The following is a 25,657-nucleotide window of genomic DNA, read 5'->3' as shown; positions in this document are numbered from 1 at the left end:
TTGTTTGTCTAGAAAAACAGATCCAGTTTTTTCTCCGCGTTCTTGAGGTGAATGATACATTGAATTTTTGCCAGTTCCGGTTCTTCCATCTCGATCGCGTGCAGGATGTTCTGATGCTCTTGGTAGACTGCTTTTCGTTTCTGCTTTAATCCCAGGTTGGGCAACAGCGTGATTTGCAAAGCTCTTTCGTACAGGGAAGACAGACTTTCCATCGCCTGGATCATGATCGGGTTGAGTGTTGCCTGGATCATGGACCGGTGGAATTCCATGTCGGCTTCCATTCCGATTTTACTATCATCCGCCATCTCTTCTTCCAACCAGCGCAGTGCTTCCCGCATGCGTTCCAGATGTTCAGGTGTCCTCCTGAGGGCTGCCAGATAAGCAGCCTCAGGCTCCATGATTTTTCTCATCTCAAAAAGATGGCTGATAATTTCTGCATCGTCTTTTTCAATGTGGATGTTGCCAAAGATGTTGGGACCGTTATTCTCCTCGACGAAGCTCCCTCCACCTTGGCGGGAGTTGATCACACCCGCTGCCCGAAGGACACTGAGGGCTTCCCGGATCGGGATTCTACTTACGCCAAATTGATTGGCCAACTCCATCTCCGTCGGCAATTTTGAACCTGGAGGGTATTTGCCCGACTCAATCATCTTTAACAATTCTCGCGAAATCATCTGCGACAGCTTTTCTTTCGACATGACCATTCTCCGATCTTTGTATTTGTAATACAAATATTAAGGGTTTTTGAGAAAAAAGTCAATTTTTCCGCTAAAAATTGAATATTGTATTACAAATATCACGCGGGTTGATATAAATAAAAGCTCATGATGGCGATCATCCATAATGAACTTTTATTTATAATATGCAATTGAAAGGATTTGCCCTGCCCTGTCTTAGCTTAGCTGCTTGCCCAAGGTTTCCGGCAAGAACAGGAGAACGAGAAGGGCAGCCAGCCCAAAGGCAATCGCGAGGAAACCAAATGCCGCTCCCAAACCGATGCTTGTGGCCATAAATCCAATGACTGTAGGCGCAGTTGCCGCAACCCCGCGTCCAAAGTTATAGCAGAAGCCTTGTCCAGTGGCGCGGATCTCTGTCGGGAACAACTCGGCCAGAACAGCTCCAAATCCGCTGAAGTATCCGGAACCGAAGAAGGCGACGAATGGACCCAGAATCAGCAGGCGAGTCGCATCACTCGTCATGCCATAAATCGGCACAAGGATAGCCGCCATGACGAAGAACAGGATAAAGGCTTTCCTTCTTCCAAACTTGTCCGCCATAAAGCCGAATAACACGTATCCAAACCAGGCTCCCGTCTGCATGATGACAATCCAGGTCGTGGATTTCATGATATCCAGCCCTGCTCCGCCTTGCTCAATCGGCGTGCCTAAAAAAGAAGGAATCCAGGTAAACAAGCCCCAGTAACCAAACTGGGCACAAACGCTCAACAGAGCTCCAAGAATGGTCCAACGAAGAACTTTGCCGGAAAACAGCTCAGCAAGTTTTGGTTTGCTCTTCGTTTTCTGTTTCGATTCGTCCGCTTTCATTTTCTCCCAGATCTCGGGTTCTTTCGTTCCTTTTCTGATCCAGATGGCGACGAGAGCTGGTACGATTCCGAAGAAAAACACACCTCTCCAGCCCCAAATCGGGGATATCACGCCTGCGACAATAGCCGCCAACGCATAGCCGACTGCCCACGCGCTTTGCACCAGTCCCATCGCTTTACCGCGGTGTTTCGCATCCCATGTCTCGGTGATCAAAGCCGCGCCCGCAACCCACTCTCCGCCCATACCAATCCCCAGCAAGAAGCGGAAGATAGCCAGATGTGTAATCGTTTGCGAGAAGCCGCATAGAAAGGTAAACAAGGAATAAATCAAAATACTGAGCATCAATGATTTCGTGCGGCCATACCGGTCCGCTACCATACCAAAAAGAATTCCGCCAATGGCTGAGCTAAGCAAAGTAAGCGTTGCCAAAAAGCCGCCCATTGTTTGGTCCATTTGCAGATCGCTCATCACATGAACCAAAATCATCGAGTACAGCATGACGTCCATCGAATCCAGCGCCCAACCTGAGCCGGCTGCGATCAATGCGCGCCACTGTGTTTTCGTCACTTCTTTATACCAGGGCTTGTTCGATACTTGAAGTTGAGACATTTGCAACAGCTCCTCTCCTTGTTTTCCTATGTTAATCCAAGCAATTCTGCCGGGTTGGTACAAGCCATTTGTTCAATCTCTTTCTCATCCATTCCCTGCTCCAGCAAGATCTGGACAAAATGACCGTACCCTTCCGTTGGTGACGGGTGATTGGCCTGTCCAAAATCGGTTTGCAGGATGCATTTCTCAATGCCAATCTGGCGCATGCCTGCTACCAGTTCATCCGGTTCGATCGATTTCCACAGCGGCATCAGGGTTAGCATCGATTTTTCCACATATGCTCCCATGCGGACCAATTCAATCTGGAGGGAAAGATCCATTTTATTGATTTTGAGATCCGGATGTGCGACCAGCACTTTCTCCACGCCTCGCGAAATCGCTGTCTGCGTGAGAATTTTCGTTTCCAGAGGGGATAGATGTCCCGTAGCCAGCACAGCTCCTGATCCCTTGATCAAGTCAATGATGTCATAGACTACCGGCAATAGCTTCCCGTCTTCGGAGAGAATCGTAATGCCTTTTTGCGGCAACAGACGGATGGTGGATTTCTGCTCTTTGTAGTCGCTTTTTCCTCCGTAATGATCCAGATGATGCTTGGCTGATCCCGTCGGCATCCAGATCAATTTCGCCCCTTGTTGAATCGCCATATCCACGGCATATGGATTCAGTCCGCCCACGTATTCATTCAGAACAAGCGAACCGTATACCTCGATTCCTTCCACCACTTTGCTGACAAGCTGCGCGCGTGAAACCGTAGACTCCTCATGTGCCTTTAGGACAATGGCCCGCATCCCCGCTTCTTTTGCCTGTTTCGCCAATTCAAAATCATTGACAGATCGTGGAAAGATACTTGGACTGGAGTGAACGTGAATGTCGATTGCTCCTTGTAAACCTTTCATGAACATCTCACCATCTTTCTCTTTTACACTTTTAGCCGGAATTTCTCTTCCACCCACGGAATGCTTATCTCTATCTCACTGTCCTGGGTTGGAATGATCTTCGTTTCTTCGTCCGTTCTTTTGATTTCCAACACCCTATCATGCCCGGGAACGACAATATCCGCCCATTGCTTGATGAAGCGAATGCTCTCCCTGCTCTTTTCATCGTCCCACGTATCCGCCACATCGCCGCTAGTCAATTCCGAAATGTTTTTCACCGCATCAGAAGCAAGCGCCCACTTCTTCCCCTGATAATCGAGAAGGAGTGAGTACAGACCAGGTGTATGACCGGGCGTAAGTCGCCATGGCAGCCCTTCGACAACGCCTGACACTCCAGACAAGATTTCCAGTCTCCCGGAATCTCTCAGTGCCGGATACATCTGTGCTGGAACTGCGAGATCCACATCGCCATTCTCTTCGATATGAGCCACTTCTGCTTCATGCAGGTAAAAAGTAGCGTTCGGAAACAATGGATAATTGACCGCATGATCAAAATGAAAATGGCTGATCAGCACCGTGCCAATCTCCTCTGGCTTTACCCCGCATTCTTCCAGCCTCGATAAGAGGGTATAACGCTCGTTAAAGCCTACCGTATCAAATAGAATGGGTGGTTTGCCCACCTGGCGAATCAGTACGCAGCTGCTCCAACCAAGAAAACCACGGCTCGCTCTTCCTGGAAAGCCTTGAAACAAGAGGGTAATCTCCATGCTCAAACCCACCTTTTGTTTGAAAAAACGAGAAAAATCCACAAGGTTATCTTACAACCTTATCAACTTGTATAAACAAGTTGTACTACAAGTAAAACGTTTTTTCCTCATCACTCTCTTTCCTTCGAACAAAATCGTATGTTTTTTTTAGGTGATATCAACAATATCGTATTAATTTTCATTTGTCTATATTTTTAAACAAGAAATTATTCAATAATTTTGATTGATTTGTATTACATGTGAATTATAATTGTAATACAAGTTATGTCCAAATTAGAAAGGTGATCCTATGTACGACTATGTCATTATTGGTGGTGGCATTGTGGGTCTTTCTACCGGTTATGCCCTCATTCAAAAATATCCGCAAGCAAAAATCGCCGTCATCGAAAAAGAAAACACCCTCGCATTTCACCAAACAGGTCATAATAGCGGGGTGATTCATTCCGGTATCTACTATAAGCCGGGAAGTCTGAAGGCAAAGCTGTCAAAAGAAGGCGGCGACTTACTGCGCGCCTTTTGCAACGAGAATGAGATCCCGTACGAAATGTGCGGAAAAGTCATTGTCGCTACTGAAAAGCAGGAATTGCCCCTGCTGGAAAATTTGTATAAGCGCGGCCTGGAGCATCAACTGAATATTTCCTTGATCGATTCAAGCCAGCTCGCAGAAATCGAACCGCATGCGTATGGCCTTCAAGCGATCCAGGTGATGGATGCGGGAATCGTGCAATACAAGCGTGTCGCAGAAGCGATGGCCAAAATCATCCAGGAGAAGGGCGGCACGATTCTCTTGCGCACGAAGGTTGAAAAGATTATGGAAGGAAGTGCCGGCCTCGAAATCGTGTGCAACAACAACACGATCCGCACCAAATACTTGATCAACTGCGCAGGTTTGCACTCCGACCGTATCGCTTCCCTCCAGGGACTGAAAACGAATATGAAAATCGTTCCTTTCCGCGGAGAGTATTACGAATTAAAGCCTGAGAAGCACCATCTGGTGAAGCATTTGATTTACCCTGTACCCAATCCCAACTTTCCATTTCTCGGCGTTCACTTCACGCGCATGATGGATGGACATGTTCACGCTGGTCCCAATGCGGTATTGAGCTTCAAGCGGGAAGGCTATCGCAAGACTGATTTCCATCTGAAAGACTTCGCCGAGGCGGTCACCTATCCAGGCTTGTGGAAGGTCGCTTCCCAAAACCTCGGAGAGGGGTTGAAGGAAATCGTTCGTTCGTTAAGCAAGAAAGTGTTTGTGCAAAGTCTCCAGCGCTTGATCCCGGAAATCACCGCAGACGATCTGGTCGTATCGGAAAATGGCGTGCGGGCGCAAGCTCTTACCCGGGATGGAAAAATGGTGGATGATTTCTTCATCGTCAATGACAAACGATCCACTCATATTCTGAATGCTCCTTCCCCGGCTGCTACGGCATCGATCGCGATCGGACGGAGCATTGGCGAGCGCATACCGGAGCCAGCCAAGTTGTAGGATAGTCCCTAAAAATAGGAAAGAAGCTGGCGATGAACGAATCATTTATCACCAGCTTCTTTCTTGTACCTAATGGTTAATCTTGCACGTATAGAAACGAGAAGGCTATATAGGATCAATCATACCTCTCATCCTCTTCCCGCACCTCGCCGTCTACGATCAACTCCAGCTCCGTCTCAAAATTCAGCATGATCTCAACCGGCAGCTGCTCGACCAGCTCCTCGATCTTTTCCAACTGCATGGCTTCCTCCAGCGTCTTCGGCGGCTGCTCCAATCCATCAACCCAGTTGCGCACCTCTTGCATCAATGCATAGAAGGAAGCCTCGAACTGGTTGGCATCCTCCTCGGCCTCATCTTCTTCGCTGCGCTTCATCTTCTCCCAATTGTCGAGCATCGTCCTCAAGGCTTTATCCATCACGGTATTCACACCTCCTCTGCCAACACGAAGTTCCGTTTTTTGCCACTTTTCATAGCCCGGATGAGTCATTTTAAAAAAAGCCATCACTGTTATGATTATCGTATCACATTGATTCTCATCGCGTAACGGAAGGGGGGAGAACCCTGAAAAGACGATGGAGAAGCCCATGCATTCCGCGTGCGATGCTTTTGGTGGGCCTTGTCTTGCTTTGCCAGTGGACGTTCTTGCCGACAAAGTCATTGCTGGCTGCAACGGAATCATTGCAGGCAAAGATTGACCAGGCAGCCCCGGGAGATGTCATCACCATACCAGCGGGAGAATACGAAGGCCCCTTTCACGTGACGAAGCCCCTCACACTGCAAGCATCAGGCGAAGTCATCCTTCTTACAGCAACAGATGATCCCGTCCTGACCATCGACAGCAACCAGGTGACCTTGCGCGGGCTGAAGCTGCAGGACAAGCGGATCAATCAGACTCTTGCCACCTTGGTCATTCGCGGCAACCAGAACCTGGTGGAGCAGGTGGAGATCGATACGATGGGGACAGGCATTCAGCTTCGCGACGCAAGCTTCAATGAACTGCGCCAGATTCGCGTGACAGGGCATGTCCTCGATCCCAATGAATCCGCGGCTGACATCGGGCACGACCACAGCGCCCATATGCTGCTCACCCAAACACAGCAAGATTCGAAAGTCCAAGCGAAAAAAGGGAATGGCATCGACCTGCGCCAATCGCATCAAAATCGCCTCGTAGGCAACCAGATCATCAACGCGTTTGACGGCTTGTATCTGGAGAACAGCCACGAGAACCTGCTCGAACAAAATCAGGTAGAAAAATCCCGCTACGGCATCCATCTCATGGGCACCTCCAAAACCCAGGTTTTGGAAAATACAGGAAATGGCAATGTCACAGGTGCGATGCTGATGGATACCGCCAGTGCTACGGTACGCAACAATCGCTTTCTCAAGCAAAAAGACAATCCCAACTCGCAAGGCATCCTGCTCTATTCGGTAAGCGACTCGCTGCTCGAAGGCAATCGCATCGAAGGGAATCGGGTCGGACTGTATGTAGAGAATTCCAGCGGCAATGAAATCACCAACAATGAATTATTGCTCAACTTCATCGGCATGCAGGTCAAGGACTCGGCAGACAACCAGCTTATCTTTAACCAATTTGTCTCCAACGTGATTCAAGCCCAAGCGCAAGACAGCGATGCAGATTCCTTTGACGGCAACTACTGGGACAATTTGCAGGGGCTTGATGTCGACGGTGACGAGAGAAGCGATCTTTCCTATGAAATGAACCCGTTCTTTCTCGCCTTGACAGACGCTGTCCCTCCCTACCAGCTATTTTTTCAATCGCCGGGTTTTGTTTTTTTGGAAAGTCTGTTTGCTACGGGAAGCGTCCAGGTCCGGGATGCAAGCCCCTTGATGACGCCGATTTCCACTGTTGATCAGGGTGATCCACTCGAATCTTCGCGGACACAAACCGGTCTTCTCGGAGCCCTGCTTCTGCTCATCAGCTTAACTTTTATCTATGTAGGAGTGAATCGAAAATGAAAACGTTGAAAATGGCCATTCTCTCTGTTGTAGTTGGCATGGGACTCTTGTTGGTCGGCTGCGGAAAAGAAGAACCGCAAGCCGTCGCCATCCAGGAGGGCGTAGACAAATGCGAAGTCTGCCACATGCATGTTCCGGATGACTACAATGCGACACAAATTTTGTTAAAAGATGGACGCACGCTCAAATTCGACGATATCGGCTGCATGAACGAATGGGTCACCCAAAACGGTGTCGAGAACATCAACGTCCAATTTGTGCGCGACTACAATACAGAAGAATGGTTCAATGCTGAGCAAGGAGCCTTCGTCTATGATTCCACTCTGACGACGCCTATGGGCTACGGGATCTACTCCTTCAAGGAAGCCCCTGCCGCTGAGAAGTTTATCCAGGATCGAGGAACAGGCACCCTGATGAAATATGACGATCTGGCCAAGCACAGTTGGGAGCGCAGCATGAGCCACGATCAAGCCGGCCACGACAGCCAAGGCAGTCACGATGGCGGATCTAGTTCTTCCACGCACGGCGGCACGGACAGCCAGCATACAAAACACTAACTTAAGGAAGTGGGCAAACGTGCACATGTATCACATCGCCAGACGGGAGTTGAAAATGGGCTTTCGCAATCCCTGGTCCTACTCTTTTTTGGCCCTGTTTACCCTCTTTACTCTCGCCTTGATGGTGATCCAATCCCGCTCGTATCTGGAAGGGTATACCTACACGACTGGAACCATGCTGACTTTGGTCCTCTACCTCCTGCCGCTGATGACGATCCTGCTCTCTTCCTTTTCCCTGACAGCAGAAAAGGAGGAAGGCAGCTGGCAATTGCTTTCCACCTACGCGTTGACGACGTCATCCTTTTTACTTGGGAAGTACTTCGGTCAAGCCCTGGTGCTGATCGCTATCGTCTGTTTTGGGTACGGGCTCTCCGGCGTCATCGGCGCTTTGCTCGGAGCAGGGTTTTCCTTTTCTACGCTCCTTTTTCTCTTGAGCTTTTCCATCTGCCTCATCCTGATGTTTCTCGGGATCGCCATGCTGATCGGAGCGTTGAGCAAAAATCGCTGGCAAGCTCTCACCTGGGGCGTCAGTGTCTGGTTTTTCCTGATTCTCGCATGGCCCACGCTGCTGATCTCGGCACTCAGCTTCGTCCCCTACACGTGGATCAAGCCCGTCCTCCAGGTCGCCACGATTCTGAATCCCGCCGAGCTGGTGCGTCTCTTCTCCGTGATTTCGCTTGGCGGGGGCTCGATTTTCGGCCCGGAATACTACAAGTGGGTCAATTGGTTTGACTCCCCATTCGGTGTCGTTGGTTTCATCACCTTGTGCTTTATCTGGATCAGCCTGATGCTCTTGCTGGCTGCCTTTGTGTGGGAAAGGGGGAGAAGGCATGAGTAAGATGGGATTGCGCATGACGCGAGCAGAAAAAAAGATCGACAAGAAACAGATCGTCCATCCCTTCGACCTGTCCATCGAACCTGGGGAAGTGGTGGCTCTGTGTGGAGGAAACGGAGCGGGAAAAAGCACAATTCTGCGGATGATCGTGGGGATTTTGCAGCCGAGTGCAGGCAGCATCGAGCTGAATGGGCTAAATTGGAAGGAACAGCGCGTCGAATACCTGGAGCAAATCGGCTACATGCCGGACCACTTCCAGTTTGCCGCCGGATTGACGGCGCGTGAGACTCTTTCCTTCTATGCGTCCTTGCGGGGTGTGCCGAAAGCAAAGGTGGACGATGCCTTGCATGCGGTCGGATTGTATGATGCGAGAGACAAAAGAGTGACGCAGTTTTCCAAAGGAATGCAGCAACGCCTGTTGTTCGCCCAAGCCATCATCGCCCATCCGTCCCTCGTCGTCCTGGACGAACCGACCAATGGACTCGACCCGTACTGGATGGACGCCTTCGTCGATCTGGTCAAAGGCTTGAAGGCTGCCGGGCAGTCCGTCATTTTTACCACGCACCAGCTGCAGGTAGCCGATGCAGCCGCAGATCGGGCCATCTTCCTGATGAACGGACAGATTGTCGAGTCCGGCACCATCGAGGAATTTCGCACACGTTATGGAGCTTTGGGATTGCATGGCGCATTCTCGGAGCTGTCTTCACGTCCTACCCGGCCCGTTGCGACACCGGATCCAGGCAGCCCCTCGTCTTCCCCGCTCTCGGATAAGCCGGGGAAGGTGGCCGTCAAGATCAAGGGACGCTCCGATGATTAATCCAAAAAAGCAGCCGCTCCTCCCCGCTTAAGGGATTGGAGCGGCTGCAGTATTTTTACCCGCGCAGGCGATTTACCCAGAATCCGCCTTTGAGATGCTTTGGCTCGAACGATACGATAAAAGCCTTTGGGGAGAGGCTTGCGATCAGCTTCCACAGCTTCTGCTCATTGCTTCTCTTCGCCAACACCTGCATCATGAGACGCGGGCCATCCCTTCCCTCCGCTACCCAGGAGGTCACACCATACCCATGCTCACGCAGCTTTGCTGTCAGATCCATCTCCAGCGAATCGACCACCACCTGCACCGTCACATACCCCAGCGCCAGTTTTTCCTCGATCTTGCTGCCGATGAAGACGCCCATCCCCCAACCGATGCAGTACGCCGCCAGATTGATCGGATTGTCCAGATTGTTCAGGACCATACCCAGCCCTTTCAAATAGACGAATACTTCCACCATTGCCAACAAGGATGCCATGACGCGGTAGCCTTTGATCACCATCAGCATCCGCAGCGTAAAAAACGATACATACAAAATGTTGATGCCGATGATGATCAGCACGAACTCCATTCCCACTGTCCATTCTCCTTCTGATCCGACTTGGCTCCCCCACCCAACCATACCATAGAAAAAGACGGGTGAAATCCCCGTCTCGTTGCCTGATTTTTACACTATGCCATCTTGCGCAACTTCGCCTCAAGCACGAAATTGCCGAAAGGAATCAACGAAGCAATAAATGCTCCTATCGAAAAAAGAAAAGACCACTTGTTCTTGAAATGCACCTGAGCCAAAGCCAGGACATACAGGACAAAAAGCAAGCCGTGGAGTGAACCGGCGATTTTCACAGCTTCCGGCACATCAAAGTAATATTTAAGCGGCATGGCAATCCCGAGCAACACCAGATACGAGATTCCCTCAAGCAAGCCAACGGCGCGAAATCGCCCGAGAGCAGTTTTCAACATGAGAGGGGCTCCTCCTTGCAAGTCCATTTTCCAATATTATAAGATGAAAAACTATCAAAAGAAGGAAAAACCCTCAATGTTCATAATACGTTCATATTCCACTGCTCTACGAGAAAGCGATCTTCATTACGCCTTGGTGCCTTCAGGATCGGGACGCTTGATCTGCACTCGTTCCTTGCCCATCAAACAGATAAACAATAGCGCGAGGCCTGCAGGAACCAAGGCCCACTGGAATGTCTGGGCGATAGAGTTCGCAAGGATCGTCGTGATCTGCTCCAGAACAGGCTCCGGTATAGAGGCCCGCAATTCCGGTGACAGGATGGCACGCGGATCGCTGACCAACCCTGCCATGCTCTTTTGCCCTGCAAATGATGAGGTCATGCCGCCCTCAAACAAATTGCGCTGCAGAATGCCGAATACCGTAATCCCCAGCGTCATGCCCAGCGAACGGAAGAAAGAGCCAGTCGAGCTGGCGGAACCGCGCTGCCGCATGTCAAACCCATGAATAACGGACATTCCCAGGACCGAGAAGGAAAACCCGACTCCGAACCCGGTAATGATCATATACGTCGTCAAAAGCCAACGCGGAACCTCCGTCGAAATCGTCCCCAGCAGATAGACGCCCGGGATGAAAAAGACAGCAGAGAGCAGCATGATATTGCGAAAGCTCGTACGTGTCGTCAACAATCCGCCGATCTGGCTGCCAAAGACGGAGCCCAGCATCATCGGCATGAGAATCAGGCCGCTATTCGTCGCAGAGCCGCCGAATACGCCCTGGATAAAAATCGGCAGGTAGACTGTCGCGATGATAAAAGATGCGCCATACATGAGAGCCACCGCATTGGAGGCGGCAAACAGCCTTTTGCGGAACATGGCGAACGAAATGATCGGCTCTGCCGCCTTTCGCTCCACCAGCAAAAACACAATAAACAGCACAGCGAAGGCAATCAGCAGACTCAGGATTTGCACGGATCCCCAGGCGTATTGGTTTCCGCCCAGCTCCAGCGCAAACATCAGGCTGACAACCGCTCCAACCAGCGTGATCGCCCCCCACCAGTCGATGCTTTGCTTCCGGTGCTGCAGAGATTCCCGGTAGTTGAACACGATAAACCACAGCGACAAAATCCCGATCGGCACATTGATGTAAAAGATCCACTGCCAACTGATGTATTCGGTAATGTATGCGCCCAAAAGCGGTCCGAAGACGCTTGATGTGCCAAAGACCGCCCCGAACAATCCCGTCATCTTCCCACGTTTCTCCGGAGGGAACAAATCAAAAATAATCGTAAAGGCAATCGGCATCAGCGCCCCGCCGCCAATTCCCTGAATCGCGCGGTAGATGCTCAACTGCACAATGCTGTTCGCAGTACCGCAAAGGATTGAGCCAAGCAGAAATACGACGAGTCCGAATATGTAAAATCGCTTGCGTCCGTACATGTCCGACAGCTTTCCAAAGATCGGCATGCCTGCCATTGTGGTGACCATATAGGCGGAGGTTACCCAGACGAATTTGTCCATACCGCCCATTTCCCCCACAATGGTTCCCATCGCCGTCGCGACGATGGTATTGTCCATCGATGCCATCAGCAGGCCCAGTAAAAGTCCCGCTACGACGAAATTGACTCTGCTTTCTTTGACACTCACGTCATTTCCTCCCCAACAATAGGCACGACACCTCCGCCAAATCATCTACTGCTGATTTAGGGAGGTGTCATTGGTCTGCCCTCTAAGCTACAGTTACGTAGTTTTCAATACATCGTGATCGACGTAGCGCTCGCCATTCAGTTCGCTGATGACGTTGATCGCTACCTTCGCCCCATCACCTGCTGTAATGATGGTATGGACGCTTACTCCTGCGCAGGTACCTGCAGCCCAGATGCCCGCCACATTGGTTTTTCCTTGCGCGTCAACGTCAACAACATTCTTGATTCTTGGTTCTGTACCATCCTTGATGTTTACGCCAATCTTGGTGGCCAGTTCGACAACCGCGCCTGTTGCCAGAATGACATGCTTGGCTTCAAAGCTGCCGTGTCCTTCTGTTTCCACGCTCAAGCCCTGATCTGTTTTGGTTACGTTGGTAACTTGCGCGTCGAGCAGCTCAGCACCGAATTTAACCGCTTGCTTTTTCCCGATCTCAATCAGATCCGGGCCCGTGATTTCCATGATCCCGTAATGGTTTTCCAACCAAGCTCGTTTGGTCATTCCTTTGTCGTTGTCGATGAGAAGTGTCTTCTTTCCCGCTTTGGCAGCGAACAGCGCTGCGCTTCCTCCTGCAGGTCCTGCTCCGATAATGACAATATCATACATGGAAATCGCTCCCTTCATCTTTAACAACATAATTATATACTTAGTATAGTTAAAGGGAAAGTCCTAGCTTGCAGTTCTTCAATTTTATGTGAGTGTATCCTTGCAAAGCCAATGATATGATTTGTAAGTTTTAACCATTTCATGTAAAATGCGAACTAGCAAGGAGGTGAACAAATGTATTGGGAAACCCTCCCAAATTGGTTTTGGATCATGTACTATCTTTTTTTGTTAGCAACCATCGGAACTGCTTTTTATTGTTTCGTCCAACATACATTAAGAGGTCTGTCCATCATCGCCATCGTTCTTTCTGTGACAGTTCCAATTATTAGTATAATCAATAGCATTGGAAGATTAGAAGGTATGAATGAATTTGAACATTTTGTAGTCCAGTTACAACAAGGATTCCTATGGCCGATTCTGACGATGATCAGCTACTTGTATCTTCTGGTATGGTGGATGTTCTTCTTGAAGCACACTGCTAAAAATCAAAAGGCATGACCCCATCCTACCCGGGTCATGCCTCTTTCATTTTCATCTCTTATACGTTGAACGCCATAATCCAGATCGAACCGGCAACGATCGTCAATACAATCACCAGACCGAGAACCAGTGTCTGCACGTTCCAGCGCGGTTTTTCTCCTTCGCGGATATGCATGAAGAAGAACAGCTGAATCACAAACTGCAGGACTGCCATAATCATGATGGCGATGATGGTCCCTGCTTTGCTGAACAGCGGATTCATCACCAGCACGAGCGGGATGATCGTCAGCACGATCGAGAGAATAAAGCCGATCACATAGGATTTCAGTGAACCATGACTCTCTGCATGGCTGTTATGGTTTGTGTGGTTCGCCATCCTACATCACCCCCATCAGGTAGACGACCGTAAAGAGGAAGATCCATACGACGTCCAGGAAGTGCCAGTACAGGCTGAGTGTCGTTACTTTGCGGCGTGTCACCGGAGTAAGTCCGCGGCGACGAAGCTGCATCATGATCGCGACCATCCAGAACAGACCGACCGACACGTGCACACCATGTGTTCCGACCAGCGTGAAGAATGCGGACCAGAACGCACTGGTGGACATCGTCGCACCTTCATGCACCAGATGGGTAAACTCGCTGATCTCCAGTCCGATAAAGGAGAGACCGAGCAGAGCCGTTACTACGAGCCATCCGATCAGCTCTTTCACTTTTCCCTTGTTCATCGCCAAAATCGCAAGACCGCTGGTAAAGCTGCTGGTCAACAGGATGAAGGTGGAGGCGATGACACCCGGGAGCTCAAACAATTCCTTCCCGGTAGGTCCCCCTGCATAACTGTGCATCAAAACTGCATAAGTCGCAAAAAGGGAGCCGAACAAGATACAGTCTGTCACCAGGAAGATCCAAAAACCAAGTACCTTTAGCTGCTCATGATCTTCATGGCCATGCTCGTGGTCGTGCGCATGTCCATGCTCATGGTTGTTCGCCACTTGTTGCATTAATATACCCTCCCCAGTGAGGCTTCCGTACGACGCACTTCATCCACTGGTACATAGTAATCGGTATCGTATTGGAACGAACGGGCCCACATGACCAAAGCCACACCGACCATACCGATGACAGCCATCCAGGTCCATTCCCAGACGAACCCGAAGCCTGCGATAAACCAGCAGACAGACATGATGAACGGAAGACCGGAGTTTTTCGGCATGTGAATCGGCTCCAGGTGTACAGGCTCTTCCTTGTACGTGCCGTTCGCCTTCTCCTCTTTCACTCTCCAGAAGTCGTCCAGCTCTTTTACCTGTGGTACGACAGCGAAGTTATAGAACGGTGCAGGCGACGGAATCGACCATTCGAGCGTGCGGCCATTCCATGGGTCCCCTGTGGTGTCGCGTTCGCCGTGCTTGATGCTGTACGTGATTTGCCATACCTGGAAGACAAAGCCTGCCCCCATCAGGAACGCACCTACGGTCGAGACCAGGTTCAGCGGCTCCCAGCCGAGATCCCAGCCGTATGTGTAGTAGCGACGGGTCATACCCATGAAGCCCAGCGCGTACTGCGGCATAAAGCAGACGTAGAAACCGATGTTCCAGAGCCAGAAGCCCCATGCTCCCAGTTTTTCATCCAGCTTGAAGCCGAACAGTTTTGGCCACCAATAGTATATCCCTGCAAGATACCCGAACACGACGCCACCGATCAAGACTTGGTGGAAGTGGGCGATCAGGAAGTAACTGTTGTGATATTGATAGTCAGCAGGTGCTACCGACAACATAACACCTGTAGCCCCCCCTACGACGAAGCAAGGGATAAAGGCAATCGTCCACATCATCGGCTGCTTGAAGGAGATCTTGCCTCGATACATCGTAAACAGCCAGTTAAAGATCTTCACACCGGTCGGTATCGCGATCAGCATCGTCGTGATCGCAAAGAACGCAATAACGTTCGCACTCGTACCCATTGTGAAGAAGTGGTGAGCCCAGGTAAAGAAGGACAGAATAGCAATCCCCATAACGGCTGCGACCATGGATGTATAACCGAACAGTTTTTTCTTCGCAAATGTCGCTACCACTTCAGAGAAGATACCGAAGGCAGGCACGACTACGATATACACTTCCGGGTGACCCCACATCCAGATCAGGTTGAGGTACATCATCGGGTTACCGCCGCCATCCATCGTGAAGAAGTGGGCGCCGGCAAAACGGTCGAGATAAAGCAAAGCGATTGTTACCGTCAAGATTGGGAAAGCGAGAATGATCATGACACAGCTGGAAAATACAGACCAGCTAAACATCGGCATTTTCATCAGCTTCATGCCAGGTGCACGCATTTTCAAAATGGTGACGATGAAGTTGATCCCGGTCGCCAAGCTACCGATACCGGAAATCTGAATTCCCCAAATCCAGAAGTTTTGGCCTGGACCAGGGCTGAAATCATTTTGCGAAAGCGGTGGATACGACAACCAACCAGCATCAGGAGAACCCCCGATGACAAACGACAGGTTGAACAGCATCGCACCAAACATGAACAGCCAGAAGCTGACGGCGTTCAGGAACGGATACGCTACATCTCGCGCCCCGAGCTGGAGCGGAACAACCATATTGAACAAACCGAACATCATTGGCATCGCCATGAACAAGATCATGATCGTACCATGTGTCGTAAAGATCGCGTTGTAGTGATCGGAGTGCAAGAACTCCAGATTCGGGAATGCCAGCTGCACACGCATCAGCAAGGCGTCCACGCCTCCGCGGAACAGCATCAGCAGGGATGCGATCAGGTACATGATCCCGATTCGCTTGTGGTCGACTGTCGTCAGCCATTCGCGCCACAGCCAGCCCCATTTTTTATATTTGGTCAAAACGAAGACGATCGCCACCATGGTCAAAGCAATGGAGACCATGGCACCGTAGATCAGCGGATCGCCCGTAACAAAGAACCAAGATGCAAACTCTTTTAAGCTCTCCCACATCAGGTATTCCTCCTCCCTTTCCGTTAGTGACTCATCACAGGTGTCATTGCCGTGTTGGGCATGTGATGAGTGGAGTGTGCGGATTCATCTTTTTTCTCCCCGGCTTCTGAGCCAGGTGCAGACTCTTTTTTGTCTCCGTCCATATGCATCGAGTCATGCATGCTGCCGCCTGTCTCCATCGGATGGCCGTGACTGTATTTGGATACGATCTCTTCAAACAAGCCTTCCGGGAACGACGAGTACGTCAGCACTTCCGACAGACCCGGCTTTCTCAACTGTTCATAATCTTCCTTGCTCATCGCAGGTGTGGTTCCTTTTACCTCTTTCACCCACTGGTCAAACTCGTCCTGCGAAGTAGCTTTCACATTGAATTGCATGTGAGCAAAGCCTTCACCCGTGAAGTTCGCTCCTCTGCCCTGGAACTCGCCCGGATGGTCAGCCTGCAGATACAACTCCGTCGTCATACCCGCCATGGCGTAGATTTGTCCGCCAAGCTCCGGTACCCAGAAGGAGTTCATCGGTGCCTCAGCAGAGATTTGGAACTGGACAGGCACGCCTGCAGGGATCTGCAAATAGTTGACCGTTGCAATGTTTTGTTCAGGGTAAGTGAACAACCATTTCCAATCCAGAGAGGTTACTTGAATGACCATCGGTTGTACTTCTTTATTCGGATTTTCTTTTAATGCATAAGTATCGCGCACGGTGAAGTAACCCAGAATCGCGATAATCACGATCGGAATCGACCACCAGATTACCTCCAGCTTGGTGCTGTGCGCCCAATTTGGCTTGTACGTCGCTTTGTTGTTCGGTGTATCCCGATATCGATAGACGATAAACGCGGTGAGCGCAATAACCGGGATAATGATAATCGAGCACAATATAATGGAAATCATAATGAGATCATATTGCGTCTGTGCTACCGGCCCCTTGGGGTTCAAGACTACATAATCGCTGCCGCAACCGGCCAGCATGATACTCGCCAGCGCCGCCAAGACAGCCAACTGAAGTCGTCTCGGCCATTTTCCTCCACTCATTCTCCCAATCCCTCCTCGTTGACAAAACAGACCTACCTAATTGGAAGCTCAATTTTAGTAAATGTGAACACATCTCATCTGCGCACTATCATGTTATCAGAACGCAAAAGAATTGGTACTGGTTTTTGGGGACGTTCATATTTTCGTATCTTTTCTGTTACAAAGTGTTCACGTCGAATTCACGAGTTGATCATATTATTGTTACGAATCCCCTGCGTTGGAGAAATTGTTCCAGCGAGGGATATAGCAGACATAAAAAAAGACGCGCTCAGCACGTCTTTCCTAGCTTCATTTTTTCAGAATAGCAATCACGACATCAGAATCGTCATAAGTCTTGGCCTTGATTTTTAGCGAATGATCGTACGGGTTGGAAAACCGGAAATCAAGCAAGCCATACGCAATCGTCGCATCCTGTCCTACAGGGACGTAGCCGACTGTCTTGCTGTGACTGTGACGCTCCTGGATCGGCAGCTGCGCTTCCTGAACGGCGTTGAACAGCGTGGAAGACACCTGGCAGATTCCTCCGCCGTAGCCGTCCGTAAGCTGGCCGTCCGCGATGACATTCGCTTTCTTCCAACCATCTTCAGCCAGATTGGAGTTGCCTACCTCCTGATTGAAGGAAAAAAATTCACCCGGTTTTACCTTTTCGCCATTTATCTTTTTTACCGCTTTCTTGATGTTGTGAATGCGATTCTCAGAGCTTCCCTCCATGGAGGTGTAATAGAGCCCGATGACGTCTTTTTCCTTGACGTCCAGCTTCTCGATCAGCTCCTGCCGATCAAAGCTTTGTACAGCTGCATTTGGTTGAGCAGCACTTGCAAGCGGAGCGTTGATCACAGTCAGCATGAGTCCTGCCAATGAAGTCAATATCCAGTAACGAGATCGATTCAACATGGTTTCTCCCTCGAATTCAATGATTTGGGATTGTATCCGTGCATGGATCCAGCATCATCCCATAACCACTGTAACAAGCGAACGAACCAATACACAATCTGTAAATCTTGGAGATCGATGTATGCTTGTAGAAGTTTATTTATACAATATATCGTCTCGCAACGTCTCCACTGTTTGCAAAGCCTGGGAAATATCCGCTTCGTCCACCTGAAAATGGGCCAAGGCATCATGCAGGTACCGGACGATCGCATCGAAATGCTCGGGCTGCAGATTCATTCCGGTATGTACCTTTTCCATGGATTGTCCCGTGTATCGACCCGGACCACCTAAAGCAAAGCTGATGAATTTGGTTTGGTGAAGGCGTTGCTTTTCCATATCCGTGTTGGCAAAAAAGTGGTTCACGGTCTCGTCTTTGAGGACTAGATCGTAAAAGTAGTCCACAACCTTGCGAATCACTTCTTCCCCGCCCAGCTTTTCGTAAAGAGTTCCTGTTGTCATCCCATCCACCTTTTCCTCGATGATATCCGCCAATGCTTAGTTTTTTCTCGGGAAGGAAGTGTTATGTAGAAACAAAAAAAACCGCCCTGCGAAGAGAGCGATTCGTTGATTCTATCTGATTACAATTTTTGTGTTTTCAAGCTCATCAGGCGGAATACAGCGCTTAACAGGAAAATGTTCATCCCTGCAATCAGGCAGCCAATGGAGACCATGAGCGGAAGGTTTTCGGATCTGAGATCGCTTACATTGAACACCAGCAAAAGCATTCCCACAATTGTAGCGGTCCAAGCCATCCATTTTAATGTGCTGGCAGCTTTATAATCATGATTCATGTTGCATAACCCCTTATCATCTGAGTATGATTGCGTTTTCCTTATCGATGCTTTGATTGTAACATAAAATTCACTTGTTGTTCATGTTTTGTTCAAATTTTTATTGAAAAATTGTCAAAGTTTTTTTCGCAGTCCTATTGGAGAGGGGGTTGTCATATGTTTCCTCTGTGACAAAAGCGTGAAAAGCCTGCGGTCTCCCCTACCGGAAGTCCACAGGCTTTTCACGCTTTTGTATTTAGTGCAGCTGTTCTCCTGTCTTTTTGGGCTGAAGCGGATCAGGCTTGGAGCCGTGACGTTTCATGTAAGTACCAAGTGCAATGATCACAAGAGCAAGAGCAACAGGTACTAGGACAGGCGAGAGGGGAAGATACCGCTCGACCCAAACGCCGACCAGCTTGTCCTCCATGATCATCTGCCCTGCCGTGAAGCCCAGTATGCCTGCCCCGAGCAAAACAATGACGGGAAAACGCTTCATCAGCTTCATCAGCAATCGGCTCCCCCAGATAATCAGCGGAATGCTGATCGCAAGTCCGACTGCGACGAGCAGAATGTTGCCTTTGGCCGCTCCCGCCACCGCGATCACATTGTCAAGACTCATAATCATATCCGCGAAGATAATGGTTTTCAGTGCCCCCATCATCGACGAGCTGCTCTCGATCTCACCGTCCTCTTCCTCGCCCTTCAATAGCTTGACGGCAATCCAGATCAGCAGCAGACCCCCGATCATTTGCACCAGGGGAATTTTCAACAGCCAGATCGCGATAAAGGTGAGCAGGATACGCATCCCGACAGCCCCAAAGGTTCCCCAAAATATCGCCTTCTTTTGCAGGCTCGGACTCAAATTGCGGCAGGCAAGCGCGATGACGACTGCATTGTCGCCGCTCAACACCACGTCTACCATAATTAATTGCAGGATACTAAGCAGAAAATCAGATGTCATGGTTGCTCCCCCATAAGGTTGATCTCTTCATCATGTTGTCCTTCTTTGTGCGCACTACTATTTCCAACATTTTCCTATCCAACAAATAGAAAAAGGTCATCATCACTGTTCCAGGATAACGACCTTCTATGCTTTTGCTGATGCAGTTTTTCTGCTTTCGTTTTGGTAACACGCTGTCTCATGTCTGCAAAGGCGAAGATGCTTCTGTTTTGTTCCGGATTGCGTTTGCCTTCACGAGCCATTTTTTCGCGTTGCTTGCGTGCATTGCTTTTCGCCATATGATTTCACTCCCATCAATCATTTCATGGTGCTATCATACGGCTGCGCGGGGTGCGATGCAAGCTTTTTTGAACAAGAAACAGGCTCACTGCTCCCGTTTTTGTTTTGCTAGACGCAGGAACTGCTCATCGCGCTTTCGCAAGCGATCTTCGACGGAGGTATCCGCATAGGAATAGATGCCCGCTCCTGTCTTGGTGCCGAGATCGCCCTTTGCCACCAGCTCCCGGATGATGGCGGGCGCTGCTTCGGATCTGTCCAGCTCCGGAGCGAGATTGTCCATGACGCGCTGCCAGGTGTCCAGCCCGCCGAAGTCAGCGGTTTCGATCGGACCGACAAATGCCCAGCGGAATCCAATGCCGTCTTTCATGACGGTATCGATCTCATGTGCTTCCGCAACACCATTTGCCAGAAGGGAAAAGGCTTCGCGCATCAATGCGGTCTGCAGGCGGTTGGCGATGAAGCCTGGCACGTCTTTTTTCAGCAGCACAGGAGATTTGCCGATCTGCTTGATCCATTCCACTGTTTTTTGCACAACATCCTCAGAGGTTTTCTCGTGGCGCACGATCTCGACAAGCGGTACAAGCTGGGCTGGATTGAAAAAGTGAGTAATGATAAAGCGCTGCGGCGTCTTCGTTTTTTCAATCAGTCGCCCGATGGAAAACGTAGAGGTATTGGACGCAATGATTGCATCTGGCTTGGCGTACGCTTCCAACTGTTCAAACAAGGTCCATTTCAGGTCGATTACTTCGGGGATTGCCTCCGTGATCAGATCAGCATCCGCTACCGCTTCCTGCAAGTTGGTGGTCAACGTGATTCGCGCCAAAGCTTCCTGCTTCGCCTGCTCTGTCAGTACGTCCTCCCGCACCTGCAGAGAGAGGCTTCGCTCAATGGCTTGTCTGGCTTTGCCCAGCAACTCATCCTTTATATCGTACAATGAGACCGAATAACCTGCCATTGCATATACCTGGGCGATTCCATGCCCCATGACGCCGGAACCGATCACTGCTGCCCTTGTTGTCATTTGTCATCCTCCTGACGGGAAAGAACATTTTTTTTATTCAATGTGACGGAAAAAGTTGTCCCTGTTCCCAGATTGCTGGATACATGGATGTCACCATGATGCAAATCTATGATTTGCTTGACGATGGATAATCCAAGACCGTTTCCCTTTACAGAGCTATTACGGGCTTTGTCTACTTTATGGAACGGTTTAAAAATGTAGGCAATCTCTTCTTCCGGGATTCCGATCCCATTATCCGATATGGATACGACGACGTGATGAGCGTTTTCTGTGGATCGGATACGAATCATGCCTTGGGGCGGAGTGAATTTGATGGCATTGCTCAATAAGTTAATCCACACTTGATCCAGCTGATCTTGATCCGCTTCAATCGCGATGCCCTCCATCTCATCCATTTCGATTTCCTTGGCCTTCCATAAGGGTTCCAACGTGATGACAATCCTTCGCAGCTGCTCATCCAGCCGGTATGCACGTACCTTCAGTGGATGGTGATCCTGCTGCAAATAGGAGAGTTGGAGCAGATTTTGACCTAACCGGGATAATCGCTCACTTTCTTCTTCAATAATCGTCAAATACTTCAACCGGACCTCTTCGCTCAATTTCTTCTGCTTCAAAGCCTTCGTGAACCCTGTGATGGAAGTCAGCGGCGACTGAATCTCGTGGGAAACACTGGAAACGAATTCATTCCTCATTTGATCAAGTTTCGTAAGCTCTTCGGCCATTTCATGAAAACTGATGCTTAATTGGCCAATTTCATCCTTGCGCTTCGTAGAGAGGCCTTCGCGATCAAATGTCCCTTTTGCCATCTTTTTTGTCGCTTCCGTCAAACGTCGAATCGGATTCACCACATACCGGGCGGCAATCAGAATGAGGAAGCTGCCAAAAAACAGAATCAACATGTATAAGACGTGGATCGAGTGCATGAGCTCTTCCTCTACCCGATTATGTTGCAGGGAAATAAACATGGCGTAAGGCTCACCATTGATCTGAAGGGGGATCCCAACCATCGGAATGCTATGAATATTTGCATCTAATGTGCGTGTAATGTTATTCGCAAGCACGAGCTCTATATCACGAGGATCCACATGAATAGGCTCTATTTCTTGAAGCAAGGGCTCCCTGTCTTTCTTGTAGAGTTGGAGAAGGTTACCCGAATAACCGGAGAAGTGTTGCATAAACGGTACCAGCTCGGCAGAAGGAGTCGACTGATAGGCTTGAATGATCTTTTGGCCGTCTGTAAGCAAGCCGTCGTATACAATATCGTGGATGCGCGTTTGAAACATCCAGTTGCTGATTGAAAACGCGGTGAACAGGCTAACCATCACGATGCCGATGAAGATAAGGACTACGCGGAAATAGAGAGATTTAATCGCGGTTCACCTCCAATCGGTACCCAAGACCGCGAATCGTCACAATGCGGAAATCGGCTTCGAATTCGGCAAACCGTTCTCTCAACCGCTTGATGTGCACATCCACGGTCCGCTCGTCTCCCTCATAATCCATGCCCCAGATCTGCTCAATCAAATTTTCGCGTGTAAATAGCTGCCCGGAATAGCTTCCCAATTTGTACAGCAAGTCGAATTCTTTCATGGGAATGGTAGCCGTTTTTCCGTCTTTGTAAATCACATGATAGCTTTTTTGGTCCAGGGTGATGCTCCCCAGCTTAATCGTGCTGGAGGTAGCGATACGATATCGCTTGAGCAATGCCTTTACCCGCAGCACCAGCTCCACGGGATCGAAAGGTTTTACCAGATAATCGTCCGTCCCCAGCTTAAAGCCTTTGATCCGGTCGGTCGATTCACCCTTCGCTGTGATCATCAGGATCGGCATCTCTCCGAACTCGCGAAGATTCGCACACAAATCCCACCCGTCCATTTTGGGCATCATGATGTCCATGATAACCAGATCCACGACATGATTCTCTACGTATTCTAATGCTTCCTCACCGTTTGATTTTTGGATGATTTCGTAGCCTTCATCTTCCAGATACAGTCTGACCAATTCACGAATATTCGCATCATCATCTACTACGACGACTTTTGGCAACTTACTTCTCCCCTTTGATTTCTACAACAAATGGAAATGCCCGAACTTTTCCATTTTGCTTGAATTCCGCCCATATTTTATAGATGCCGGGTTGGCTGAACTTGGTCTCGAAAATGGGCTGTTTCTCATCGGAAGGATGAACATGGAGAAAATGCTGCGCCTTTTCATCCAGAATGACGACATGCCCCATCGCTCCCAGGTAAGGAGTCAGATTGGTTTGATCTAGCTCAAAATTCAGCATAACGGGTTCATTCGCTTGCAATGAACTCATCAAGAGTGTCACAGTCTCCCCGTCAACCTGTCTCGTGAGCGTGCTGTCCGGCGAAAGTCCATGATCCGCGGCTACTTCAGGATTGCCGACTTGAAATGGAACAGGAGTCACATGGTAGGCGAGATGTTTTGGCTTTATGTCAACAAACGCCTTATAGGATCCTTCCTTCAAAGAATGTGTGACTCGAAATTCTCCTTTGCCCGTCTGCTCCGGGTGAACGTGATAATACTTTTGTAAGCTTTCATCTACCATAATCAAATGAAGGATCTTTTCGTGGTTTATTTCGAGTTCCGTGACGGGATTTCCCTCCTTGTCTTTTAAGAAAATGACTACTTCTTCTTTTTCTGCTTGGACCGACACGTTAACCTCGCTTTGTACATCGTGCAGATTATCGCTTCCATGCTCATGGCTGCTTTCGTGGGTTTGTGCGCCATGCCCATTCGTTTCATGCATATTCCCTGCGACAACCTGTTGCTTTTCCACTACCCATTCATCATAGGCGGCAAACCCGCCCATCACTGCGGCTACATATAGAACGGCAGTCATGATCGATTTCTTCATAATTCATTTCTCCTCATCATTTTTTCTGGAGTCCAGCCCTACGCAGACTGACCCTGTAGAGACAATAAACCGATCTTGTGAACTCTATATGAACAAAAAAACGACTGCTCGATAGCAATCGCTTTTCATTCATATTCAGTTCACAAAAGTGGAATATAGTCAGACGCAAGAAAGGTAATCAGGAAGGTAACAGGAGGAGATTCGATTGAAAAGATTGTTAGTACGGCTGGCTGTTTATGTAGGTATTTTCTTATTAGTGGTCGGTGGAAGCGGATTGCTCGGATTTATCAGCGAACAAAAAGCATACTGGTACGCCATACGCAATGAACCGATTTCCGCGATACAAAATATTGAAATTCCGGAGCATGATCCGAGTAAGCCAACTGCTGCTGTTGTTTTGGGCAGTCCCACTACGGAGGTATTTGATTTTGTAGTCCCATACCAAATGCTGGCGATGACTGGCGCCTACAATGTATATGCTGTTGCACCGACCAAAAATATCACGTCATTAACGGGCGGTCTGGATCTGGTGCCTCACTATTCATTTGAGGAAATGGATCAATTATTGGGAGCAAGCCCTGATCTGATTGTGATCCCATACATGCCTTTAGGCGACCAGGAAAAGTACAAACCAGTGCGTGAATGGATCCAAAAGCATTCCAAAACGTTCCTCCTGAGCATTTGTGGCGGAGCAATTAATCTTGCGGACTCCGGATTATTGCAAGGAAAATCATCAACCATACATTGGCAATTCTTTGATCAGACAAGAATGGCATTTCCTGAAACGACCTGGATCAGGGACCAGCGATATGTCGTCGGCGGCGAGAATATGGTTTCTTCGGCTGGTCTCACATCCGGAATCGACGCTACCCTCTATGTGATTTCACAACAATTGGGCGAGTCCATGGCGGAAAAAATCGCAAAAGAAATGAATTACCCATCATACCATTTTGTCAAAAATCCAAAGATTGATCCCTATTATATTGATTTGAGCGAAATCGTTTATTGGTTCAATCAATCATTCCAATGGAACCAGCAACAGACTGGCGTGCTCCTGTATGACGGTATGGACGAAGGGGAGCTGTCATCGATTTATGATACGTATGCCGCTTCCGGGACGACTAAGGTAATTTCCCTTGCAAATTCGGAACAGCCGATCGTGACGAAACATCATCTCAACCTTATTGCGAAATATCAAGTGGAGAATGCTCCAGAGCTTGATCGTGTGATCGTTCCAGGCACCGATGCAAAATCCTTGGCGGAAAAGGTTGTACAAGAGTGGAACGAAAAGGGCAATGGCGTAGTACCTGAATACTTGCATACCGGTTCAGCAGACAGATTTATGTTCGATGCGCCGCTTGAGGATTTGTCCAAACAAGAGGATGTTCTGACAGCGATATACGGAGCAAAACGTTTGGAGTATCGCGCTGACTACTTGAAATTCGAGGGTAACCCGTTCTCTATCGAATCATTCGGTGTTCCGCTTTTGCTTACAGCAGTCGCATTGCTGATGGCATTCTTTATCGACAGACGGTTCATTACGAAGAAAACAACCCATACGTCATCGAGAAAAACGCTATAGACAATACACACAGGCAT

Annotated in this window: 29 protein-coding genes; 7 read left to right on the top strand and 22 right to left on the bottom strand. The window is 49.2% G+C overall.

All coding sequences use genetic code 11. The features are described from left to right. Positions 1-8: 8 nt before the first annotated feature. The 4 genes from EDM58_RS03460 to EDM58_RS03445 all read right to left on the bottom strand — a co-directional run bounded on the left by EDM58_RS03460 (position 9) and on the right by EDM58_RS03445 (position 3,795). Positions 9-698, bottom strand: coding sequence for a FadR/GntR family transcriptional regulator (locus EDM58_RS03460; RefSeq protein ID WP_122912101.1), 690 nt, complete (start codon positions 696-698; stop codon positions 9-11). Positions 699-893: 195 nt separating this feature from the next. Further along, complete coding sequence (locus tag EDM58_RS03455; RefSeq protein WP_122912100.1) at positions 894-2,153, bottom strand: MFS transporter; 1,260 nt, start codon at positions 2,151-2,153, stop codon at positions 894-896. Between the two features lie 26 nt (positions 2,154-2,179). Next, positions 2,180-3,049 carry a DUF6282 family protein gene (locus EDM58_RS03450; RefSeq protein ID WP_148039301.1) on the bottom strand — a complete coding sequence of 290 codons (870 nt, stop codon included), beginning with the start codon at positions 3,047-3,049 and terminating at the stop codon, positions 2,180-2,182. A gap of 23 nt (positions 3,050-3,072) precedes the next feature. After that, complete coding sequence (locus tag EDM58_RS03445; RefSeq protein WP_122912098.1) at positions 3,073-3,795, bottom strand: MBL fold metallo-hydrolase; 723 nt, start codon at positions 3,793-3,795, stop codon at positions 3,073-3,075. Positions 3,796-4,084: 289 nt separating this feature from the next. On the opposite strand from EDM58_RS03445, the gene lhgO reads away from it, so the two are divergent. Continuing rightward, a complete protein-coding gene (gene lhgO, locus EDM58_RS03440; protein WP_122912097.1) occupies positions 4,085-5,281 on the top strand; it encodes an L-2-hydroxyglutarate oxidase in 1,197 nt (398 codons plus the stop codon). A gap of 115 nt (positions 5,282-5,396) precedes the next feature. Here the strand turns inward: lhgO and EDM58_RS03435 are convergent, their stop codons facing one another. Continuing rightward, on the bottom strand, positions 5,397-5,696 hold the full coding sequence (locus EDM58_RS03435) for a hypothetical protein (protein WP_246000534.1): 300 nt from the start codon (positions 5,694-5,696) through the stop codon (positions 5,397-5,399). Positions 5,697-5,902: 206 nt separating this feature from the next. On the opposite strand from EDM58_RS03435, the gene EDM58_RS03430 reads away from it, so the two are divergent. From EDM58_RS03430 to EDM58_RS03415, 4 genes are read left to right on the top strand one after another with little or no spacing between them, the layout of a single operon-like run. Further along, complete coding sequence (locus EDM58_RS03430) at positions 5,903-7,258, top strand: right-handed parallel beta-helix repeat-containing protein (protein WP_246000517.1); 1,356 nt, start codon at positions 5,903-5,905, stop codon at positions 7,256-7,258. Next, positions 7,255-7,815, top strand: a complete 561-nt coding sequence (locus tag EDM58_RS03425; RefSeq protein ID WP_122912096.1) for a nitrous oxide reductase accessory protein NosL — start codon at positions 7,255-7,257, stop codon at positions 7,813-7,815. The genes EDM58_RS03430 and EDM58_RS03425 overlap by 4 nt, the downstream gene beginning before the upstream one ends. Positions 7,816-7,834: 19 nt before the next feature. Next, positions 7,835-8,653 (top strand): ABC transporter permease, encoded by an 819-nt coding sequence (locus EDM58_RS03420; protein WP_122912095.1) that lies wholly within the window; start codon positions 7,835-7,837, stop codon positions 8,651-8,653. Then, a complete protein-coding gene (locus tag EDM58_RS03415; RefSeq protein WP_122912094.1) occupies positions 8,646-9,467 on the top strand; it encodes an ABC transporter ATP-binding protein in 822 nt (273 codons plus the stop codon). Before EDM58_RS03420 ends, EDM58_RS03415 begins: the two co-directional genes overlap by 8 nt. Positions 9,468-9,522: 55 nt before the next feature. Here EDM58_RS03415 and EDM58_RS03410 read toward each other — a convergent pair whose 3' ends face one another. The 4 genes from EDM58_RS03410 to EDM58_RS03395 all read right to left on the bottom strand — a co-directional run bounded on the left by EDM58_RS03410 (position 9,523) and on the right by EDM58_RS03395 (position 12,734). After that, positions 9,523-10,041 (bottom strand): DUF2179 domain-containing protein, encoded by a 519-nt coding sequence (locus EDM58_RS03410; protein WP_122912093.1) that lies wholly within the window; start codon positions 10,039-10,041, stop codon positions 9,523-9,525. A 95-nt stretch (positions 10,042-10,136) separates the two neighbouring features. Continuing rightward, the gene (locus tag EDM58_RS03405) at positions 10,137-10,427 is read right to left on the bottom strand and encodes a DUF3817 domain-containing protein (protein ID WP_122912092.1); all 291 of its coding nucleotides are present in this window, start codon (positions 10,425-10,427) and stop codon (positions 10,137-10,139) included. A 126-nt stretch (positions 10,428-10,553) separates the two neighbouring features. Then, positions 10,554-12,116: an MDR family MFS transporter gene (locus EDM58_RS03400; protein WP_425455597.1), complete on the bottom strand. Its 1,563-nt coding sequence runs from the start codon at positions 12,114-12,116 to the stop codon at positions 10,554-10,556. A gap of 48 nt (positions 12,117-12,164) precedes the next feature. Next, the gene (locus tag EDM58_RS03395; RefSeq protein WP_122912090.1) at positions 12,165-12,734 is read right to left on the bottom strand and encodes an FAD-dependent oxidoreductase; all 570 of its coding nucleotides are present in this window, start codon (positions 12,732-12,734) and stop codon (positions 12,165-12,167) included. Positions 12,735-12,908: 174 nt separating this feature from the next. On the opposite strand from EDM58_RS03395, the gene EDM58_RS03390 reads away from it, so the two are divergent. Further along, complete coding sequence (locus EDM58_RS03390) at positions 12,909-13,232, top strand: hypothetical protein (RefSeq protein ID WP_122912089.1); 324 nt, start codon at positions 12,909-12,911, stop codon at positions 13,230-13,232. A gap of 40 nt (positions 13,233-13,272) precedes the next feature. Here the strand turns inward: EDM58_RS03390 and cyoD are convergent, their stop codons facing one another. From cyoD to EDM58_RS03325, 13 genes are all read right to left on the bottom strand, one after another. Then, on the bottom strand, positions 13,273-13,590 hold the full coding sequence (cyoD, locus tag EDM58_RS03385) for a cytochrome o ubiquinol oxidase subunit IV (RefSeq protein ID WP_122912088.1): 318 nt from the start codon (positions 13,588-13,590) through the stop codon (positions 13,273-13,275). Between the two features lies 1 nt (position 13,591). Further along, entirely contained in the window at positions 13,592-14,212 is a 621-nt protein-coding gene (gene cyoC, locus EDM58_RS03380) for a cytochrome o ubiquinol oxidase subunit III (protein ID WP_023556014.1), read from the bottom strand. After that, entirely contained in the window at positions 14,212-16,182 is a 1,971-nt protein-coding gene (locus tag EDM58_RS03375; protein ID WP_122912087.1) for a cbb3-type cytochrome c oxidase subunit I, read from the bottom strand. Before EDM58_RS03375 ends, cyoC begins: the two co-directional genes overlap by 1 nt. A gap of 23 nt (positions 16,183-16,205) precedes the next feature. After that, positions 16,206-17,216 carry a ubiquinol oxidase subunit II gene (gene cyoA, locus EDM58_RS03370; RefSeq protein ID WP_122912086.1) on the bottom strand — a complete coding sequence of 337 codons (1,011 nt, stop codon included), beginning with the start codon at positions 17,214-17,216 and terminating at the stop codon, positions 16,206-16,208. Positions 17,217-17,504: 288 nt separating this feature from the next. Beyond that, entirely contained in the window at positions 17,505-18,110 is a 606-nt protein-coding gene (locus tag EDM58_RS03365; RefSeq protein ID WP_023556017.1) for a VanW family protein, read from the bottom strand. Positions 18,111-18,245: 135 nt separating this feature from the next. Next, a complete protein-coding gene (locus EDM58_RS03360) occupies positions 18,246-18,608 on the bottom strand; it encodes a group I truncated hemoglobin (RefSeq protein WP_122912186.1) in 363 nt (120 codons plus the stop codon). A gap of 119 nt (positions 18,609-18,727) precedes the next feature. Further along, the gene (locus EDM58_RS03355; RefSeq protein ID WP_122912085.1) at positions 18,728-18,940 is read right to left on the bottom strand and encodes a hypothetical protein; all 213 of its coding nucleotides are present in this window, start codon (positions 18,938-18,940) and stop codon (positions 18,728-18,730) included. Between the two features lie 235 nt (positions 18,941-19,175). Then, positions 19,176-19,880, bottom strand: coding sequence for a TerC family protein (locus EDM58_RS03350; protein WP_122912084.1), 705 nt, complete (start codon positions 19,878-19,880; stop codon positions 19,176-19,178). A gap of 74 nt (positions 19,881-19,954) precedes the next feature. Next, on the bottom strand, positions 19,955-20,158 hold the full coding sequence (locus tag EDM58_RS03345) for a hypothetical protein (RefSeq protein ID WP_122912083.1): 204 nt from the start codon (positions 20,156-20,158) through the stop codon (positions 19,955-19,957). Positions 20,159-20,244: 86 nt separating this feature from the next. Further along, positions 20,245-21,180, bottom strand: coding sequence for a 3-hydroxyacyl-CoA dehydrogenase family protein (locus EDM58_RS03340; RefSeq protein ID WP_122912082.1), 936 nt, complete (start codon positions 21,178-21,180; stop codon positions 20,245-20,247). Beyond that, complete coding sequence (locus EDM58_RS03335) at positions 21,177-22,463, bottom strand: sensor histidine kinase (RefSeq protein ID WP_246000513.1); 1,287 nt, start codon at positions 22,461-22,463, stop codon at positions 21,177-21,179. The genes EDM58_RS03340 and EDM58_RS03335 overlap by 4 nt, the downstream gene beginning before the upstream one ends. Positions 22,464-22,545: 82 nt before the next feature. Continuing rightward, a complete protein-coding gene (locus EDM58_RS03330; protein ID WP_122912080.1) occupies positions 22,546-23,226 on the bottom strand; it encodes a response regulator transcription factor in 681 nt (226 codons plus the stop codon). A gap of 1 nt (position 23,227) precedes the next feature. Next, positions 23,228-24,058: a hypothetical protein gene (locus EDM58_RS03325; protein ID WP_122912079.1), complete on the bottom strand. Its 831-nt coding sequence runs from the start codon at positions 24,056-24,058 to the stop codon at positions 23,228-23,230. Positions 24,059-24,263: 205 nt separating this feature from the next. Between EDM58_RS03325 and EDM58_RS03320 the strand changes: the two genes are divergently transcribed. Further along, positions 24,264-25,640, top strand: a complete 1,377-nt coding sequence (locus EDM58_RS03320) for a DJ-1/PfpI family protein (protein WP_122912078.1) — start codon at positions 24,264-24,266, stop codon at positions 25,638-25,640. The last annotated feature ends 17 nt before the right edge of the window (positions 25,641-25,657 follow it).

This window comes from Brevibacillus panacihumi (assembly GCF_003710985.1).
In the GTDB taxonomy this organism is placed as follows: Bacteria; Bacillota; Bacilli; order Brevibacillales; family Brevibacillaceae; genus Brevibacillus; species Brevibacillus panacihumi.
Note: the sequence above shows the minus strand (reverse complement) of the source record. Positions and strands in the feature narration are given on the sequence as shown.